This is a genomic window from Thiorhodovibrio winogradskyi (assembly GCF_036208045.1).
GTDB classification, from domain to species: domain Bacteria; phylum Pseudomonadota; class Gammaproteobacteria; order Chromatiales; family Chromatiaceae; genus Thiorhodovibrio; species Thiorhodovibrio winogradskyi.
On the sequence record NZ_CP121472.1, the window covers coordinates 2,581,030 to 2,598,547 of the forward strand.

18 protein-coding genes and 2 pseudogenes are annotated in these 17,518 nt (G+C 61.3%); 1 reads left to right on the forward strand and 19 read right to left on the reverse strand.

Going from position 1 to position 17,518, the window contains the following annotated elements:
- Positions 1–237: 237 nt before the first annotated feature.
- The 7 genes from Thiowin_RS11480 to Thiowin_RS25295 form a co-directional block, all read right to left on the reverse strand.
- On the reverse strand, positions 238–2,514 hold the full coding sequence (locus Thiowin_RS11480) for an AAA family ATPase (RefSeq protein WP_328987858.1): 2,277 nt from the start codon (positions 2,512–2,514) through the stop codon (positions 238–240).
- On the reverse strand, positions 2,511–2,762 hold the full coding sequence (locus Thiowin_RS11485; protein ID WP_328987859.1) for a helix-turn-helix transcriptional regulator: 252 nt from the start codon (positions 2,760–2,762) through the stop codon (positions 2,511–2,513). The genes Thiowin_RS11480 and Thiowin_RS11485 overlap by 4 nt, the downstream gene beginning before the upstream one ends.
- Positions 2,763–3,053: 291 nt before the next feature.
- Positions 3,054–4,292: a tyrosine-type recombinase/integrase gene (locus Thiowin_RS11490; RefSeq protein WP_328987860.1), complete on the reverse strand. Its 1,239-nt coding sequence runs from the start codon at positions 4,290–4,292 to the stop codon at positions 3,054–3,056.
- Between the two features lie 271 nt (positions 4,293–4,563).
- Positions 4,564–5,067, reverse strand: a complete 504-nt coding sequence (locus Thiowin_RS11495; RefSeq protein WP_408034195.1) for a hypothetical protein — start codon at positions 5,065–5,067, stop codon at positions 4,564–4,566.
- 60 nt (positions 5,068–5,127) lie between these two features.
- Positions 5,128–5,976, reverse strand: a complete 849-nt coding sequence (locus Thiowin_RS11500; protein ID WP_328987861.1) for a hypothetical protein — start codon at positions 5,974–5,976, stop codon at positions 5,128–5,130.
- A 395-nt stretch (positions 5,977–6,371) separates the two neighbouring features.
- Positions 6,372–7,265 (reverse strand): Rpn family recombination-promoting nuclease/putative transposase, encoded by an 894-nt coding sequence (locus Thiowin_RS11505; RefSeq protein WP_328987862.1) that lies wholly within the window; start codon positions 7,263–7,265, stop codon positions 6,372–6,374.
- A gap of 10 nt (positions 7,266–7,275) precedes the next feature.
- Positions 7,276–7,773 (reverse strand): single-stranded DNA-binding protein, encoded by a 498-nt coding sequence (locus Thiowin_RS25295; protein ID WP_408034196.1) that lies wholly within the window; start codon positions 7,771–7,773, stop codon positions 7,276–7,278.
- 411 nt (positions 7,774–8,184) lie between these two features.
- On the opposite strand from Thiowin_RS25295, the gene Thiowin_RS11515 reads away from it, so the two are divergent.
- Entirely contained in the window at positions 8,185–8,859 is a 675-nt protein-coding gene (locus tag Thiowin_RS11515) for an SOUL family heme-binding protein (RefSeq protein ID WP_328987863.1), read from the forward strand.
- 449 nt (positions 8,860–9,308) lie between these two features.
- On the opposite strand, the pseudogene Thiowin_RS11520 reads toward Thiowin_RS11515, so the two are convergent.
- From Thiowin_RS11520 to Thiowin_RS11575, 12 genes and pseudogenes are all read right to left on the reverse strand, one after another.
- A pseudogene (locus tag Thiowin_RS11520) lies at positions 9,309–9,587 on the reverse strand (type II toxin-antitoxin system RelE/ParE family toxin).
- On the reverse strand, positions 9,587–9,796 hold the full coding sequence (locus Thiowin_RS11525) for a TA system antitoxin ParD family protein (RefSeq protein ID WP_328987864.1): 210 nt from the start codon (positions 9,794–9,796) through the stop codon (positions 9,587–9,589). Before Thiowin_RS11525 ends, Thiowin_RS11520 begins: the two are co-directional and overlap by 1 nt.
- 208 nt (positions 9,797–10,004) lie before the next feature.
- Positions 10,005–10,322: a helix-turn-helix domain-containing protein gene (locus Thiowin_RS11530; RefSeq protein WP_328988068.1), complete on the reverse strand. Its 318-nt coding sequence runs from the start codon at positions 10,320–10,322 to the stop codon at positions 10,005–10,007.
- Positions 10,303–10,689 (reverse strand): annotated as a pseudogene (locus Thiowin_RS11535) (type II toxin-antitoxin system RelE/ParE family toxin). Before Thiowin_RS11535 ends, Thiowin_RS11530 begins: the two are co-directional and overlap by 20 nt.
- A gap of 687 nt (positions 10,690–11,376) precedes the next feature.
- Positions 11,377–12,609: an MFS transporter gene (locus Thiowin_RS11540; protein ID WP_328987865.1), complete on the reverse strand. Its 1,233-nt coding sequence runs from the start codon at positions 12,607–12,609 to the stop codon at positions 11,377–11,379.
- A gap of 155 nt (positions 12,610–12,764) precedes the next feature.
- Positions 12,765–13,166 carry a thiol-disulfide oxidoreductase DCC family protein gene (locus Thiowin_RS11545; protein ID WP_328987866.1) on the reverse strand — a complete coding sequence of 134 codons (402 nt, stop codon included), beginning with the start codon at positions 13,164–13,166 and terminating at the stop codon, positions 12,765–12,767.
- Between the two features lie 85 nt (positions 13,167–13,251).
- Complete coding sequence (locus Thiowin_RS11550) at positions 13,252–13,491, reverse strand: hypothetical protein (protein ID WP_328987867.1); 240 nt, start codon at positions 13,489–13,491, stop codon at positions 13,252–13,254.
- Between the two features lie 204 nt (positions 13,492–13,695).
- The gene (locus Thiowin_RS11555) at positions 13,696–15,375 is read right to left on the reverse strand and encodes an ATP-binding domain-containing protein (RefSeq protein ID WP_328987868.1); all 1,680 of its coding nucleotides are present in this window, start codon (positions 15,373–15,375) and stop codon (positions 13,696–13,698) included.
- 116 nt (positions 15,376–15,491) lie between these two features.
- Positions 15,492–15,710 carry a DUF4926 domain-containing protein gene (locus tag Thiowin_RS11560; RefSeq protein ID WP_328987869.1) on the reverse strand — a complete coding sequence of 73 codons (219 nt, stop codon included), beginning with the start codon at positions 15,708–15,710 and terminating at the stop codon, positions 15,492–15,494.
- Between the two features lie 197 nt (positions 15,711–15,907).
- On the reverse strand, positions 15,908–16,228 hold the full coding sequence (locus Thiowin_RS11565; RefSeq protein WP_328987870.1) for a PIN domain-containing protein: 321 nt from the start codon (positions 16,226–16,228) through the stop codon (positions 15,908–15,910).
- Positions 16,225–16,458, reverse strand: a complete 234-nt coding sequence (locus Thiowin_RS11570) for a hypothetical protein (protein ID WP_328987871.1) — start codon at positions 16,456–16,458, stop codon at positions 16,225–16,227. The genes Thiowin_RS11565 and Thiowin_RS11570 overlap by 4 nt, the downstream gene beginning before the upstream one ends.
- Before the next feature lie 36 nt (positions 16,459–16,494).
- Positions 16,495–16,845, reverse strand: coding sequence for a nuclease-related domain-containing protein (locus Thiowin_RS11575; RefSeq protein WP_328987872.1), 351 nt, complete (start codon positions 16,843–16,845; stop codon positions 16,495–16,497).
- Between the last annotated feature and the right edge of the window lie 673 nt (positions 16,846–17,518).

The window sequence follows — 17,518 nt, forward strand, 5'->3', positions numbered from 1 at the left end:
GGCTGGCATCGGCTTTGCTCAAAGTGCTCAAAGTACTTTGAGCAAACAGCCCTGCTCAAAACCCTCAATCCCTGCTCGCTGTGGTGCGTGCTCAAAGTCCCCCCCTATAGGGGGGGGGACGTGGAGCGCGCACCGCTCAGGGGTGCGCGCGGTGCTCAATGTCTGGACTTCGAGCGGACTTTGAGCACTTTGAGCAAAGCCGATGCCAGCCGGGCAAGCCCCCGGTGGGATAGCAGGTCATGCCGCTGCCGCCAGGCCGGGCTCGACGCCCTCGAACTCGGCAGCGGCTCCCGCTGCCGCCGCTGCATCGGCTCGACCAGTCTCGGCATAGACGCGCCCGGCGGGGGTGATCACGAGCCACTCCTCCTCTTGCCGGCGGGCATTCCTCCGGGTCTCGACGGCTAGGTATCCCGAGCGCTGGAGATCGCGCACCATGGTCTGGATCGCGCCATCGGCGAGGCCGGGATAGCCAGGCTCATCAGCGAGCTGCTTGTACGCCCGCAGCGGGCTATTGCGCGCCGGGCTAATGCGCTCGCCGCGCTCGCCGAACTCGGCGATCAGCCGCAGGATCGCGCGCCGCTCCTCAATGTCGAGCGACAGCTCCTCACCCTCGCCCTCGGCACCCGCGAGCACCAGACTGGTGATCGGCTCGCCGCGTGCGCCGGTACCGACATCCACCACGCGCGCCCGCAGGCGCAGCGGGGGCGGGGGCTCGATGTCCTTGGCGAGCGGGGCCGTGACAGTGATCGGGTTGGCGGGCAGGCCGTCGGAGCGGATGTCGAGCTGCATCTCCACCGCGCCGGGTAGCGCGCTCGATCCTCGGGCACCCGCAGAGCGATCCTTGCCCAAGTGATGAATCAGCAGCACGGTCATGCCCGCGCGCTGGAGCTGCCCGCAGGCGTCGATCAGCGCGCCCATGTCGCGGGTGCTGTTCTCGTCGCCGGTCATGCTGCGGGCGAGGGTGTCGATCACGATCAGCCGGTAGCGCGCGCCCATGTCGATGCGCCGGCGGATCACAGGCACCAGCTCGGCGAGCTGCTCGGGATCGTCGAGCCGGATCGGTAGCGGCTCAATGTCGAGGCCGGGCAAGCCCCCGGTGGGGTCGCGGTCATGCGCCCGCAGCCATGCGGCGAGTCGCACCAGCAGGCCATGCTGCCCCTCGGCGGCGATGTACAGCACGGGCGCCTGGGTGACGGCATAGCCGTGCCACTCGGGCAGGCCGGCGGCGATATGGCAGGCCATGTCCAGCGCCACGAACGACTTGCCCGATTTCGCCGCGGCGATCATGGCCACCAGGGTGCCGCCACCCGGCAGCCAGCGGTCGACCAGCCAGGGCTGTCGGAGCGCCCGCGCGAGCGCGCGCTCGAACCCCTCGGCGGTGATCAGCGCCTGCACCAGCCGGGCCGGCGGGGGCGAGCCCCCGGTGGTCGGTGCCGGGTCATTGCTGGCGAGGATGTCGCCGAAGTCGCGGGTCATCTCGCTGGCCATCTCGGCGCGCACCTTGCCTATTTGCGGCAGCAACCACTCGCGTGCACCCTCACTGCCGCCTCCTCGGCGCTCCAAGGCCGCTCGGCTGATGCCATGCGCCGGGTCGATCAAGATGTCGAGGATCAGATCATCGCTGGCGCCGGTGGCGATCAGGTCGCGCAGCGCGCCATAGACCGCGCGCGAGCGGTCACGCCCATAGGCATCGATGCCGGGCTCGCCATGCTCGGGCCGGGCGATGCCCTGCTCGATCAGATCGCGCGCCCAGCGCGATAGGCGGGCCATGACGGCCGCGACAGTGCCAGGGGTGTCATGACCCACCGGGGGCTCCCGCGCGGGCTCCTGGGGCTCACTAGCGAGGTCTCGGGCGAGATAGCGCCGCAGGATCGGTGCCGGGTCGGCAGGTGAAAGATCGGCGGGCGAGCCGGGCAGGCGTCGGGCGGTGATGGTCAGGTACTGGCCGGGTGCGTAGACCTCGACGCCCTGGGCATGATCGACGCGCGTGCGGTCGAGATCGCCCTCGGCGAGCATGTGCGCGCCGTCGAGGCCGGGCGACAGCTCGGCATAGGACGGCCAGTCGATCATGACGTCGAGCGCGAGCGCGGTCTGTGGGTCGCCGGTGCGCACGTCGAGATGGTGGTCGAGATCGACAGCCCATGTGCCAGTTGGCAGGCGGATGCCGATGCCATCGAGGCCATGCTCGCGGGCATAGGCGAGCGCGGCAGCCGCTGGCACGCCCCCCGCCTCCTTGCGCGCGAGCGCCGCGCCGGGCCGGCGGGCATCGACCGGCGGTTTCTTGGGTTTTTTGGCGCCATCTGGCCAGATATGCCGGTAGGGATACCAGATCGACTGCTCGACCAGCGAGGCCGGCAGGTCGCTCAGTCGCGGCAGCGGCAGGCGGTATGGTCGGGCAGAGCCCCCGGTGGTACCATTCGCGTGCGCGTCGGTGCGCTCATCTGCATGTTCTCTCTCGCGTTTCTCGCCCCCGGTGCTGTCACCCACCGGGGGCTCGCCTCCTCCCTCCCTCATGATGCCGCCCTCCGGGTCTGGAGCCACGCGCGCTCGTCGCTGGCGAGGATCCTCGTCGCCCTGCCGCCTAGGCGGGTCAGGCGCAGCTCGCCGCGCTTGGCCAGGGCATAGACGGTCGAGCGATGTAGCCGATAGCGCGCGGCGAACTCGGTCACGGTCGAGGCCGGTTCGAGCGCGGTCGGTGGTGTCTCGGCAGGTGCTGGGGCGGGTGCGCGATAGCCGCGCGGTCGAATAATCGTGCTGGACATGATGTCGGCTCCTATCGTCATGTGTCGCGATAGGATGCTACGCACGTGCACGGTGATCGTCTAGTTATGTCGCTGATTCTGCGATTCTTTCCCGTTATCGAACACTGAGAGATATACAGGGATATTGGCAGGGATAGGCGTTATATTCGCCAGACTGTTAACGCTTATGCGACAGACTCTGACTTGATCTCGATCAGGGAAAGTGCAAATTGTTGGACGGGTTATGATCCACCGGGGGTCCACTCGGCTTGCATCGGCTTGCCGATGTCGACCGGGCAAGCCCCCGGTGGGTCAGCCGCGCTCAGCGCGCCGCGCGTCCAGATCGACCACGGCAGCCGGCGGGCGGGTGCACCAGCTCGCCCATTGCTCCATCATCTTGCGCCGCTTGGCGAACAGATCGCCTCTGGCATAGGCGGCTTCGGTCTTGTCGCCAATGACATGCCCGAGTGCCGCCTCGGCGATGTTGGTTGGAAAACTGGAGACTTCTCCCGCCCAATCGCGGAACGAACTTCTAAGACCGTGCGGAACATAGTCGCCACGGTCACCCGCCACACCATAGCCGCGATCCCTCATTGCCTTGAGCAGTGCCATGTTCGACAGCGGTCGGCCGCGCCGCTGGCCGGGAAAGACCCAATCATCGACGCGCGGCAGTTGGTTCAGGATCGCGAGTGCTTCATCGGCCAAGGGAACCCGGTGCTGCCGCTTGGCTTTGGTGCGCGCGGGTGGGATTGTCCAGACGCCCGCGTCGAGATCAATCTCGCACCAGCGCGCTTGCAGCACTTCATTCGTGCGGCAGGCGGTTAGGATCGTGAAGCGCAGCGCCATCGCGCTGATGCCCTCAGCTTCAACCAGCTCGGCGTAGAAGGCCGGAACCTGGGCAAAAGGCATGGCCGGGTGATGCCGGGTCGCCCCTCCGTTGCGCTGGCGTTTTACCTTCGATGCCGCTGGCAGGATCTTGTCGAGATGCCCGCGCCATCTGGCCGGGTTAAGCGGATCACGCCATTGCATCGCCGCTGCATAGTCGAGGATGTTCTCGATCCTGCCCTGCACGCGCTTGGCGGTTTCGGTCTTGCTGTTCCAGATCGGCGAGAGAATCGCGAGCACTTGCTCGGTGGTGATGTCGCAGACAGGCATGGAACCGATGACGGGCCGCGCGTAGGTCTTCATCGTCGCGAGCCATTGCCGCGCGTGCTTCGGGTTTGTCCACTCGCGCCGCTTGGCGCGGATGTAGCGCGCCGCTGCTTGGGTGAAGGTAAAACCCACCGGGGGCTCCTCCTCGGCGGGTGCTTGCTCCAAGGGGTCGATGCCCTTGCGGATCAGGGCTCGCAGCTCGGAGGCTCGCTCGCGCGCTTGGGCGAGCGGCAGATCGCCGAGATTGCCAAGCGCCATGTCTCGGCGCCTGCCGCCTATCTGGAAGCGCAGGAACCAGGATCGCTTGCCGGTCTTGCTCACGGCCAGAATCAGCCCATCGCCATCGGAATGTCGGCCAGGCTTTGCCGTCGCCGCTTGCCGTGCTGTCAGTTTTGCCACGTCGATGCCCTCGCGTCGGTACCGGGCAAGCCCCCGGTGGTCTCGCCCCTCTGGACTGTGTGGGGCGAGGTGTGGGGTCGCCCCACACCTCGCCCCACACTCGAACGGCGATCATACGCGACGCAAAACGACAAGCATAGACTAAATGCTTGATCTTTCGAGCCCCTTGGAACCTCAGTCGCCCTCAGTAACCCGTATTCTGGCCAGAACGGCAGACACCCTCTCCGCCAAATCAATAGGTTACGGAATCTTGGTGTAACTTCTCAATCTCTCATGGCACCGCGCCGCCTGTCGCCGCGGCACGCTCGCGAATGATGTCAGGCAACGGCGGGATGTTGTGATGCCCTCCAATGCGATCATCGAGGTAGTCCCAGAAGGAAAGGCCGAGCTTGCGGCAGGTCTTTTTCAGGCTGGCAAAGCCGTCGCGACAGCTTTTGCCGAGTTCGCTGCGCGTCCCGCCGCTGATCTTGCGCCACTTCACATAGCCGCGGATGTCACCCTCGGAGCCGTTGGTATGCAGCACGATCTCCGGGCGTTTTAGAACCAGCAGCAGTTTCTGCTTGTGACGGTGCAGGCGTTTGAGCGTCTGATTGAGGGTGGCAAAGGAGGTCTGCTCAGTGAAGATCGTCTCAAAGCGCGCCTCAAGGACCGGGATTAACGCGGGATCGGGATCACGCTGATAGGCCTTAAGGTCGGCATACAGATCCCAGATCTGCCCGCGCACCCGCTCTTGGTCCAGACGATGCTGGTCATTGAGTGGGATGAGCTGATGCACCAGCCGCTCGGCATGCACCCAGCACAGCGCATGGAGCAGGATGGCGAATTGCCGGCTCCGTCACTGACGATCACTGGAGGAAGTTAATGCGACTCTTGCTGCCGGTGCTGGCAAACCACGCGAACCAGTCATTGCCGATCTGGGTGACATCGCCGTTGTGGCCTTGATGGCGCGCGCCGGAATGATGTAACGGCTGACCTCTAGGCCGGTGGTCAGCAGTTGGTCCTTCTCCGCGAAGAAGTCCTCATTGCCACCGCTGAGCAGGGCGTCGACCTGGCCCACGGAGATGTCGATGCCCCATTCCCGCGGCTGCTCGTGCAGCAGGGGCTGGGTGACATGGCAGTGGTGATATTGATAGAGCATGTAGCGACGCAGCTCGGCGCCGAAGTGCTTGCCGTTGAGACTGGCGGGCAATTCCCCAAGCAGATACTCACCCTCGGGGGTCTGCCACACTTCCAAGCGATAGCAGGTGTTGTGCGCTTGGATGCGCAGGTCTTGGACGACGAAGTCGCGATAGCCCTTGAAGCGTGAGTCTTCGGGAACCGCAACCGATGGCGCGACGGCGAGTGTCTCGTGAATCGGCAGTTGCTCGGTTTTGTTGCGCTTGGAGGAGCCGGGACGCTTGGGCGGTGGGCGCTTATCGCTGCCTTCTTCATCATCGCCGCTTGCTTGCGTATCGCTGCTTGCTTGACCATCGCTGTTCGCTCCACCGTCTCCGTCTCCGTCTTCAGCGTCAGTATCGGGTTCATCGCCGGTCTTGGTCCCTTGTTCCATTCCGCTTGGCTTGAACTTGGGCTTGGTCTTTTGTCCTTTCAGCACCGCGATTTCATCGCGCAATTGCTGAATTTTCTCCGCTTGTCGATGCGTCTGCTCAAGCAGTCGTTCGATCTGTGCCAGCAACTGTTCCACCAGCGGCGTGCACTCGGATGCAGCAACCCTCGGAAGTGGATCGTTACCAGGCATGGGACGGAATAAATGGCTCGTTGTGGCGATTTCTTGTCAAGGATTCTACCTTATCTTGCTAGCCAGCTGTTATCTTTGCCATTGCTTTTTGAGAAGTTACGAAGCGTGCCTCTATCATGTTGAGATTATGGAAAAAAATGGCTAGCCTGACGGCTATGGGGTGCAGGGGGGATACCCCCCTGCTCGCGCGCGATTTTTTTGCCAATCACATTATGTGATTAGCCTGCCCTTCGGCACCCGTGTGAATTGGATACCACGGAGGCTGTCGGTTCCTGCTTCCCTGACTGGGATCGCCAAGCGCGCATCGACTGTCAAGCTGGGGCAAGCTGGGGCAAGCTGGACTATTCCGTGAATCCTTGGTCTCGCAGTCTCGCCTTCAACTGGGCAAGCTCGGCCAGCGCGGTCTCCTTGGCGCGGCGTTCCTGCTCGGCGTTGGCGCGCTCCTGCTTGGCCTTGTCGCGTTCCTGCTCGGCGTTGGCGCGTTCCTGCTTGGCCTTGTCGCGTTCTTGTTCAGCCTCGGCGCGCAGCTCGGCGAGGTAGGATTGAATGCTGTGCTGCTCGCGCAGAAATTCCAGGCGCGCCTGGTAGGCGTGATAGGCGCGCTCTTTGTCGGAGAAGGCTTTGAGGGTGCTCATGGCTTGTTTCATCTCCTTTGTCTGCATCCAGGGCGGCAGGGCGTCGGCGTCGAGCTGCTCGCCGTCCTTGAAAAATTTCAGCCAGCGCTCCTGTTCGGTTTGGATACTGTCGGCGTGAAATTTGTTCAATTCCAGCAGCCAGATGCCGCCGTGGTCGAGCAGCAGGCGCCCGAGGCTGTCGCGCAGGCGAAACTCATGCATCCACTCGGCACGCTCCGGCAGGAGATCCTCGCCAAGCAGCCAGATGCCGTGGGTTGGCCGTAGTAGGTTGTATTTCTCGCCATCGCTCAGTTGCGCGCTGTAGAGATCGGTCCAATTGTAGAGGATGCGCGCCGGCAGATCGGGATGGGTCAGCAGTTGGATCTCGACTTGATGCAGACCGCCGCGCTGATCGCGCGCCTTCACATCGACGATGCTGAGTTTGTCGTTGAGGTATTCCTTCTCGTTGTAAGGATTGAGCAGCTCCACCTCGGTGATCGGTGTGGCGAGCGCCGAGCCCAAAATGGCGTTGAGAAAGTGGATCAGCAGCGCGCGATTGCTCTCCGCACCAAGCAAGGCTTTGAAGACGCAATCGATTTTCGGGTCGATGGGATGCTTCATGACGGCAATTCTAGCCGATCACACGCGCGCGAAATAGGCGAAATGGCTTAAAAATCAGTATGTTCGCTTTCATTTCAGATCCCGGCATCGAAACCAACCGATGCAATCGCCTGTCGATGCGCACCAGCCAAAGCCGCTTTCGCTGGTCATCCTGGTAGGACACGAGATAGCCCTTGTCCGCCCCTGCGACATAGAGCTGATGCTGTGCCAGGGTCAGATTGGCAACAGCACCTTGGCCGTTCTTGGTTTGACGGACCTCGGGATCACGCCCGAGATGGCCGATCAGTTGGGCTTTGTTCAGCATGATCATTCTCCAGGGTGGGATGACAACGAACGCCGACGCTGATAAGTCGGCGACTCCAGAGGATGCGGTTCCGGCGGCGGCAGTGGCGCGACACGCGTGCCGAGCAGCCAGTCTGCGAGGTGCCAGAACAGCACCTTCCAGCGGCGGGGAATCCGCCACGGATGTTGTTGCATAGGAAACCTCCTCGCCGGTGGCGGTCTGCACAGGGCAGCCACTCCAGGCGAATGGACGGGAAGAGGAAAGCCCCGGGTGGGGTGATGGAATGGACGCGGTTTGGAATCCTCAGTGAGGATCAGACTTATGGCGTTATCGGTCTGAAACGCCGCCGGCAGCAAGGGCCGGCGAGCGAAGAAATCGTGATCGGCAAGGGCGTCCGGCTGTTCCGCGGTCCCTCAACCGTTCTCTGCGAGTATTGCCGCCTGAATGGTTTCGCGCAGCCATGAAAGCGCGGGAGAAATGGCGCTGTTTCGCGACGCAGAGGAGGATGGCCGGGTTGGCCAGCGCGTTGGTGGCCAGGAGAGACCCAGCGGGATGGCAGCTTGCCCGAGGTTGCGGATGCCCCCATGAAGTGAGGACGTCACGAAAATGGCCGAACCGGCACTGAGGAGGCCCCAAATGCGAACAAGAGATCCCTTACTGATCGGGCTGGTGTTGGCGGTGCAAGGTTTTTTACCGGGAGGACAGGTGATGGCCACCGAGGAACCCGATTACGCCGTCGTTAGCGAGGGACCGGTGTTCGAGGTCCGGCGTTACGCCCCGCAAGTGCTCGCCGAGACCGAGGTGACCGGCCGTTTCGATAAGGTCGGCGGCGAGGCCTTTCGGCGTCTGGCCGACTTTATCTTCGGCAACAATCAAGCGGCCGAGAAAATCGCCATGACGGCGCCGGTCAGTCAGACGCCAGTGGTTGCCAAGGCGGACAAGGGCGGAACGCGCATCCCGATGACCGCGCCGGTCAAGCAACAAGCGGCGCAAACCGCGAGCGAGACCTACCGGATCAGCTTCGTGATGCCGAGTCGCTTTACCCTCGACACTCTCCCGCGTCCCCGAGACCCGCGCATCAAACTGCGCGAGGAACCCGAACGACTGATGGCCGTGCTGCGCTATTCCGGCGGCTGGGGTGAGAGCCGCTATCTTGAGCACGAACGAAAACTGCTTAAAGCGGTTCAGGCGGACGGCCTCACGCCCATCGGGACGCCCGTCTATGCGCGCTATAACTCACCGTTTTCTCTGCCGTTTCTGCGACGCAACGAGGTGATGGTTGAAATCGACGAGCCCAAGGAAAGCCCGTGATGGCGCGATCATCCCGGTCAGCGACCGGGTGAAAGCATGTCTCAGCCTTGAGTGACAGCAGATCAATGTTGCGGCGTTCTTGATCACTCGCGTGTTTCGCTGGATAACAGCGAACAATGTGATGGCGCAGAAGACATGCGATGTTGAGAAAGTGGTTTTTTCCAACCGCGCATGGAAAGTTGCCGTACCAGACAACTGGGCGAAGGGATTCAGAGCTTCCGCCCGGTGCACCAAAATATTCTCCGCCTCATGAGCACCTTGTCAGCAGGCAGCCGATGGCGACCTGCTTGGGGAGTCCGACCACGACAGCATTTTCTGACAGCGCGGGTCATCGGAAATCCACTTTCGGCCACATGCGGACGCTCATTCCCGGTCGAGGGGCGGCGGCAATCCAACGGTTAGCGGACACTTGTTTGAGAATCGCGCGCAGACCGACGCTAATCGCTTGGTCAGCTTTCCACGTGCTTGAGGTCTCGATAAAAATTCTCGTGTGGGCAGACCATCAGGAGCTTGACGGTGTCCGCGTCCGTGATCCGGTAGGCGACCAGTCACAGTTGGTTGGCCATACGGAACTGATAGACCCGGACACCGGCGAGATCACCGACCTTGGCCTCTCCGATCGCGGGATCTTGCGCAATGATCCTCACCGCTTCGTCGAGATCGACCTTCTGTCTGCGATGGAGTTTCTTGACCGCGCGAGCGAAGGTCGGTGTAACGAGCAGGCGCATCAGCCGAACTGGTACTCGCCAACCGCCTCTTCCTGATCGGCGATCAGGATCTCGCGAATCACCGAGAATTGTAGGTCAGGGTTCTCCGCGGCGATCTTGCCGATCCGCGACCAATATTCGATCTGCTTGGGCACCGAGCGATGTTCAACCCGGGCATAGTGCTTCGCCTGGCTGACGAACTCTTCGGGCAGCTTGACGTTGACGGCCATTAAGGATCTCCTTTTTGGCGCATTTTAGCGCTATAGGGTACTTAAAGGAACATCTCGGCGTTCCAAGGAAGACTGGTCGGGCAGAAACCACCGCTGAAGCTCCAAGAAATCTGGGCGATTCGCATTCGGCTGCAACTCAGCAAGCGTCTGCGCGACCTTGCGCTATTCGACCTGGCCATCTACAGTCTGCTGCTGGTAGGGCGGGAGTTCAGGCGATTGTCTGAATTCCCTTCTTCTCGATGATATTTAGAAGCCGAAGCGCTGGCCCGCCGGGACGCTTAACGCCGCGTTCCCAGTCCGAGACCAAGTTCTTGCTGACATTGAGATACCGGGCAAACACTGGCTGAGAAACGTGCTCGCGCTCACGCAGTGCGCGAATGGCCTCGGGAGAGAGGGGTTCGACCGGTGTCAGGCAGGCGTCATCGAATTCGCGCATGGTCTGCTTATCGATGGCGCCCACCTGGTGGAGCGCTTCCATAGTTTCGTGTAGCGAGGCCATTGCGTCGCTACGATACTGTTTCGCCATCATCTTCAACCTCTGAGAATTGCCCGTTCTGGATCAGCGCGGAGAGTTGGCTGTCTGTCAACTCAAGGACGTACCGTGCTGCCTTCTTGAATGTTGCTTCTTCCTCATCGCTGATATTGGTCTGCTGGCTCTTGGCGAATCCGTAGATGAAGAAGGCACGATGCGCCTGACGGTAAAAGATCAGAGTCCGGTAGCCACCTGATCAACCTTGCCCAGAGCGCGCAACACGCTGTTTGATGACTCCACTGCCGAGATTAGCATCGATCAAACCCTGCTCTGCTCGCGGGACAGCTTCGCGTAGCATGTCATCCCGGATCTTCTGCTTGCGCGCAAAGCGCTCGAACCAAGCGTTCTTGAAGATCCTCACGTACCCTTGTGCTCCCGTTATCCATCACACTTAGTATGATAGATCAAAATCAACCGAAATGCAGGCGATATATCCCATGCGGCCTTGATCATAATCCGGTTGCGCCAGGCAAAGCTTGGAAGGAGGGGAAGAGAGCGAACGGATAAACAAATCTGAAACTTCTTATTGCGACCCACCGGGTGAAAGTCCCGAGCCGGCAAGGTTTGGCCATCCACCGGAACCGAGTGTGGCGTGGTGCGGGAGCGATCCCGCCTGCGAAGCGAACACAGGGGGCTTGTAGGCTGAGTGATAGAGCCCCGACACTGATGCTAGCGGAGCCGACGTAGTCCGAAGACCGGAAGGCAACAGTCGCGGCATTGTTCTGGCCTGATGCCGGGACTCCGCCGGGGTCTGAGAGCAGGGCATGCACGCACGGGTCGCCCAGGAACCTGGGAGAGCTCAGTCGTTCCATGCCGGAGATGCTGTGCGGGCGCCGCAGAAGAAGCCGCCCAGGCTCGTGAGCGGTTGTCCGACTGTTTACACGCAGCACTGGCTATGGGCGAACGGCGACCGGGTCAACGAACAAGACGCAGTGCAGTATGTGCGCGACAATTTTGGCTATGCGCCAGAGCAAAGTCCGTGTTTGTCAAAGGGCAAGAGTTGCTATGTGCTTGACGAACATCGCACAACGGGCGTTGTTCGACTGCCTCAGGCTCGCACGGCAACCCTGTCCACCGTGACGCCCTCACCTGGGGCTTTTCGTAGATCGGGCAGAAACACCGCGAGCAGACCGATCAGCGGCAGAAAGGCGCACATCTGGTAGACCTGGACAATGCCCCAGAGATCGGCGAGCTGCCCCAATACGGCAGCACCAATGCCGCCCAGCCCGAAGGCGAGCCCAAAGAAGAGCCCGGAGACGGTGCCGATGCGCCCTGGGATGAGTTCCTGGGCATAGACCACGATGGCCGGAAAAGCCGAGGCCAGCAAAAAGCCGATGACCAGTGTCAGCCCCACCGAGGCGCCCAAGCCGACGTAAGGCAGGGCCAGTGTGAAGGGCGCGACCCCAAGAATCGAGATCCAGATCACCCGTTTGCGTCCGATGCGATCACCGAGCGGACCGCCCAAGAGGGTGCCGACCGCGACCGCGAACAGAAAGAAAAAGAGGTGATATTGCGCCGTCTGGGTGTCGATCTTGTACTGGTGCATCAAATAGAAGATCAGATAGCTGCTGATGCTGGCCAGATAGAAGAACTTGGAAAACATCAGGGCGAACAAGACGGCAAGGGTGCGCGCGACCCGCCCCCGCGGCAGCCCATGATGGGTGACTGGGGCGCTGCGTTTTGGGTCGCGCTGCTGGCGACGATACCAAAAGCCCACGCCCGTCAGCACCAGCATGGCCAGGAGGGCGAGCAGCGAGAAGAAGGCGATGCTGCCCTGGCCATTGGGCAGCACGATCCAGGCGGCGAGCAAGGGGCCGACCGCCGTGCCGGCGTTGCCTCCGACCTGAAAGATCGACTGTGCCAGCCCGTGACGTCCACCCGAGGCCATACGCGCCACGCGCGAGGACTCGGGATGAAAGATCGAGGAGCCCGAGCCCACCAGGGCGGCCGCCATCAGCACCAGCGGAAAGCTGGATGCCTGCGACAAGAGCAGCAATCCGAGCAGGGTGCAGCCCATGCCAAAGGCCAGCGAGAAGGGCTGGGGATGGCGGTCGGTGTAGTAGCCGACGAGGGGTTGCAGCACGGAGGCGGTACACTGAAAGGTCAGGGTGATCAGCCCAATCTGGCCGAAGCTTAAATGGAGCCCGGATTTGAACAGCGGATAGATGGCCAGCATCAACGACTGCATGGTGTCGTTGAGAAAATGCGCGAAGCTGATGGGCAGGAGCACCCGAAAGGCGGTGCGATCAGCCAGGTCGGCGGATGGGGTGTGGTCTGTCATGGCGCGGTCGAAGTCGAATGACGGAGGCAACAACGGCGAGCGGCTGATAGGCGATGGTTGCGCCAGCAGCCGACGGCCTTGATGGGAAACTTGGCGGGATGGAGAAATCGGGTCACCCAGGGGAGGCAGCCGACGCAAATGACGGGGCGGTGTCATCAAATGACCGCGCACCGATCATCCTGGCAGCGCTTCTTCCAGCGACGCTGGGCAAACCAGGCATAGCCGAGTTCCATCACGGGAAGCAATCGCAGGCCCCGTGCCAAGGCGGCCAGCAGAGACCAACCCGGGAGCGCGGACCAGAGCACGACAAAGGCTTCGGCACCAGTGTGAATACGTGATCCCTCAAGCACATGAAACCGCGCCATAGCGGACTCGCGGCGGATGCCAAGCGATTCGCAGGTACCCGGGGCGGCATCAATATCGATCCAGTCCACTGGCCGGCGGGGCCTGAGGCGTTGATAGTGAGCGATCTCCTGGCGGCAGAGCGGACAGCCGCCATCGTAGAGCACGCGCAATAGCGGGTTGAAATCCTGAATGGAGGTATCTTGGTTGGGCATTGGCGGAACGCCGTGTCTTGTTTGAGGTTGGCTTGAATTGGGGCCAACCGGGCGTGCGCCCAAGGGGACTTGGTGCGGATCTGCCTTACGCTGAAGTCGCATCGGCGAGTGGCTTGCGGGCCACCAAGTCGATCAATGCCGCCTGGCCGACATGGCCGGTGCCTTCGCGCAACTCACTCTGGTATTCCGCAAGCCGCAGAATCTCAAGCCCGGCGAAGGCGTCGCGCAGGAGTTTTAGCGTGTAGAGCAGCTTGGCACAGGGTAGGCCGCCGCTGCGAAAGGCCAGCTGCGCCGGGGTAAAGCCATGCAGCAGGAGGTCCCACATGCATGGCCTCCGGTGGGGGATGTCAGTTCAGGCGAGACGCTGAATTCTTGAACTGCGCCAAATACTGGAAGTGAGCGCGGCCCAGATCCTTGTCATCCAGCCCGAACAGCCGGGAGTACGTTCGAATACGTCATGAAGGCCGCAGAATCTTGCTGCTCGGACATCAGGGGCGCGGAACGCCGGGTGAGCTTGCGTTGTCTGTACTCAAGCCAACGGAAAAATCCGCTCCCGCACCACCGGATTGCTCTCCGCGCAGACCACATCCAGATGCACGGTCGCGCGCGTGAGCCCGCAGAATAGTACCTGCAACTCGCGCTGAAGATCGGTCTCGCGCGGATCGACATCGACCAGAATCACCGCCGCCGCCTGCTGGCCTTTGAACCGCCGCACGGTATCGAACAAAATCTGCCCGTCAGAGTAGATCTGATTGCCGAGTAGATCGTAGGTATTGGTAAAGCGCCTCAGAGTATGATTCCCGACCCGCGCGCAGACCTTCAGCGCCGTGCTGCCGACACCCCGACAGGATAGAATCGCAATATCCTGCGGCTGAAAACGCTGCTTTAGCCGTTGCCCGACCAGGCGGCCGACCAGCTTCGGCTGCTCACTTGACTCCTGATAGGGCGTCACCTGCACCCCCAGCCCCGGCAGATCGTTCGCGCCAGTGAATTTGAACTCCGGCAACGCCTGGCGGATAAAGCGCGCGATGGTCTCTGGCGAACGGTAATTCAGCAGCGACTGGTAACCGACAAAGTCCTGCTCCTGCAACGCCATGGGCGTGGTCGAACGGACATTCTGATTCGGGTCCTCCAGCCACAGCATGGCCGCGTCCTCGCGCAGAAACAGCCGCACGGCCTCGAACCAGTCGCCCTCGAAATCCTGCGCTTCATCGACAATCAGCGTATCGAAGCGCCAGTCATCCGCCGGCTCCTGCGTCAGCGCCTGTTCCTCCACCTGCTTGGCCGCCGCCGTCCAAAAGGCTGGATCGCTGTGCATGTCCGCGAAATTGAGCGTCACGCCGCGCGCCTTCAGAAAGCGGTCACAGAAGCCATACCAGGTCTCCACCATCCCGCCGCGCCCGACCAGATGCTTCAGCCGCTCCGCCAGCGGGCGGTTGAAGCACAACAACAGCGGCCGCTGCCCGCGCTTCAGACAGTCATCGAAGAAATGCCGCGCCACCAGCGTCTTGCCATTGCCGGCGGTGGCCAGCACATGCAGGCGCAACTGGCGCATGCGGATATTGGCCAGCACATCAAGCAGCCCGTGGGACAGGCGGGTATGGCGCCGCTCCTGCTCGCCGATATAGGCATGCACATCCGGCACCACCTCGAAGGTCTGGTGGAAGAATCCCGCCACCTGCTGCGCCCGCGCATCCTGGCTTGCCGGCCCCGGCGGTAGAATGGCCTGAATGCGCTCAGCCAGGCGCTCACGCTGCGGGGCATCGACAATGCGCTCGGCATCCAGGCCCGGCGCCGTCAGCTGGCGCACGGCATGATCCGGGCAGTAGATCAGATACTCGAGCTCCAGGCGCTGCTGCTTGCCGAGCTGATAAGTGAACTTGTCGCGGATGCTGTCGAGCGAGCGCTGAATCTGCTCACCGACATTCTTGCGGCTGTCGCCATAGTGCTTGATCAGCTGGCCATCGGCTTCTTCCAGCGGACCGTTCTTCTGCTCGATGCACAGCACCTGCCCGGCGCGGTTCAGCACCACGAAGTCGATCTCGCCGTAGACAGTGTGGCCCTTGTACTGGCGAGTCCAATGCACCCCATGAAAGACCGTGTAGGCAGCGGGCAGGCGATCGCGCAGGACGGCGAGGGTGGCGATCTCCGGCTCGTGGGCGCCGGAGAGTGCCAGGCGGGTCAGGTCGGAGGGGATGATGGTGGCCATGGGATGGCTGTCCTGATGGGAAATGGGCGGACTTTGTCGAGAGCGTTGGGATAACAGGCACGTATCTCGCCATATTTTTCATTCTAAAAATATTCAGTTTGGTGCCTCATTATTTTCTACGCAGCCTCGGCTTGCGAGTAATGAAGTACAATCAGATCCTCTTCAAGAATTCCAAGCATTGCGTAAGCTTTGCCATTATTGTCACAGAATTCAACTTCATAAGCGGATTCGCCAAGTTGGTCAACCACGGTTCCAACTTGTCCTTTAATTAATCCTTCTTCTGGTATATCGCGAAGTAAAGCAACAACATCCAGATCTTGAATTTTATTGGTCATCTTTGTTAACCCTCATAAAATGAAACAAGATGTAAGACGCGGGACAGTCCGATGGTGGCGTCTCCTTGATGTCGAGTGTCCAGCTCTTTGCGGAAGCGGGTCAATAGCGCGGTCAGGCGATTCCAGGAGCGATTGGTGGCTTCGTTGATGCGCTCGCCTTTGGGCAGGTTGTAATCCTCGGCGCGGGTGCCAGGCGGCTAGGGATCGAGGTTCGCGACGCGGGCGATCAGCTCTGGTGGCAGGAGCAGACCTTCGGTTTTGATGGTCGTGAAAACTTGGTTATCAACGGTGTGCCATGGAATAAGGCGGAGATCGGCCAGATCCTCCAGAGCCGCATCGGGCTTCTCGCGGGCGAGCACGGCAGCGACTTCCGCAAGAAAGTGCGGGGGCTGCCACAGCCGATAGTGATCGGTGTCGATACCAGCGAGTAGAGCCAAGGCTGGCTCAACGTCGTCTTCGTCCTCGCGTTCGCGAAAGAACCATTTCAGGGCGACGCTGGCATCGACGATCAGGTTCACGGGCGACCCTCGCGCCTGGCAGCAGCGATGTCTGCCTCGGTTCTGATTGGCGCCCGTGTCCGGCGGTCGAGGATTCGGCTGATTGCCTTATGGCGTTGCCCTTGGCTTTCGGCGCGAGCGATTGCCTGGCGCATCAAATCAGCGATGATGGCGTCTTTATCCTGGTCAGCAAAGACGGCGTTGAAGGCTTGTTCCACCTGGTCTGGGACTTTGAATTGAATGGCGGTCATGAATTCGCTTTCCTCGAATGGGCGGTTTTGAGTCTACTACGGCAAGTAGATATACAAACCAAGCACATCGACCGGCAAGAAGCGCTGAATCTGCTCACCGACATTCTTGCGGCTGTCGCCATAGTGCTTGATCAGCTGCCCATCGGCTTCTTCCAGCGGACCGTTCTTCTGCTCGGTGCACAGCACCTGCCCGGCGCGGTTGAGCACAACAAAGTCGATCTCGCCATAGACTGTGTGGCCATTGTACTGGCGAGTCCAATGCACCCCGTGAAAGACGGTGTAGGCCGCCGGCAGGCGATCGCGCAGCACGGCGAGGGTGGCAATCTCTGGCTCATGGGCGCCGCTCAGTGCCAGGCGGGTTAGGTCGGAGGGGATGATGGTGGCCATGGGCTCGCCTGCCTCCGCGCCGTTATGATGTTGATCTTGCCAGTGGCTACGGCTACGGCTTCGCCCGAAGTTGTTGCAAGCTTAGCTCCGAAGCAGAAACCCGCGCACAGGCCGCGCCCGTTGCGGTTCACCTACCGGTCTCGATGTCTTGAGAACAGATTTTCTTGTGTTACGCAAGTCCTTGCGTAAGTAGTGCGACATGGATGCGACATTGAGCATCTCCCAGTGATTGCCTTCATGTGGATTTAGGCTTAGTCTACACGGAAAAATCCGTGTTGATCACGTCTGGCCTGAGCCATGGCTCCCTGCCGCAGCTTGTGAGGCACTGTAAATTCGTTTTATTTATGGCGCTAAAGCCACAATTATTAGTTATTTGTAGCCATTATATCGCAACTTGAGCGATAACTGCGCGCGTTTTGGCTCCGCTTTGTTGAAGCATGTCTGACCTCTCCGCAGGCATGGATGATCCATCATGATCTGTTACCGAAGGCAACGAGGCGCTTAATGCGAACCTTTCGATTTGATGTGTTGTGTCAGCTTAATTGCCTTCGCCAAGCGGCCAGGGCGGCCAAAGGAGATGCCTCCCACGTCGTGCGTTGGAAAACGAAGGGCGGTTTTTGGTTTACGCGCCGCTTTGTGATTGCTTGCCAGCAAACATTCCTAGAAAGTTAGC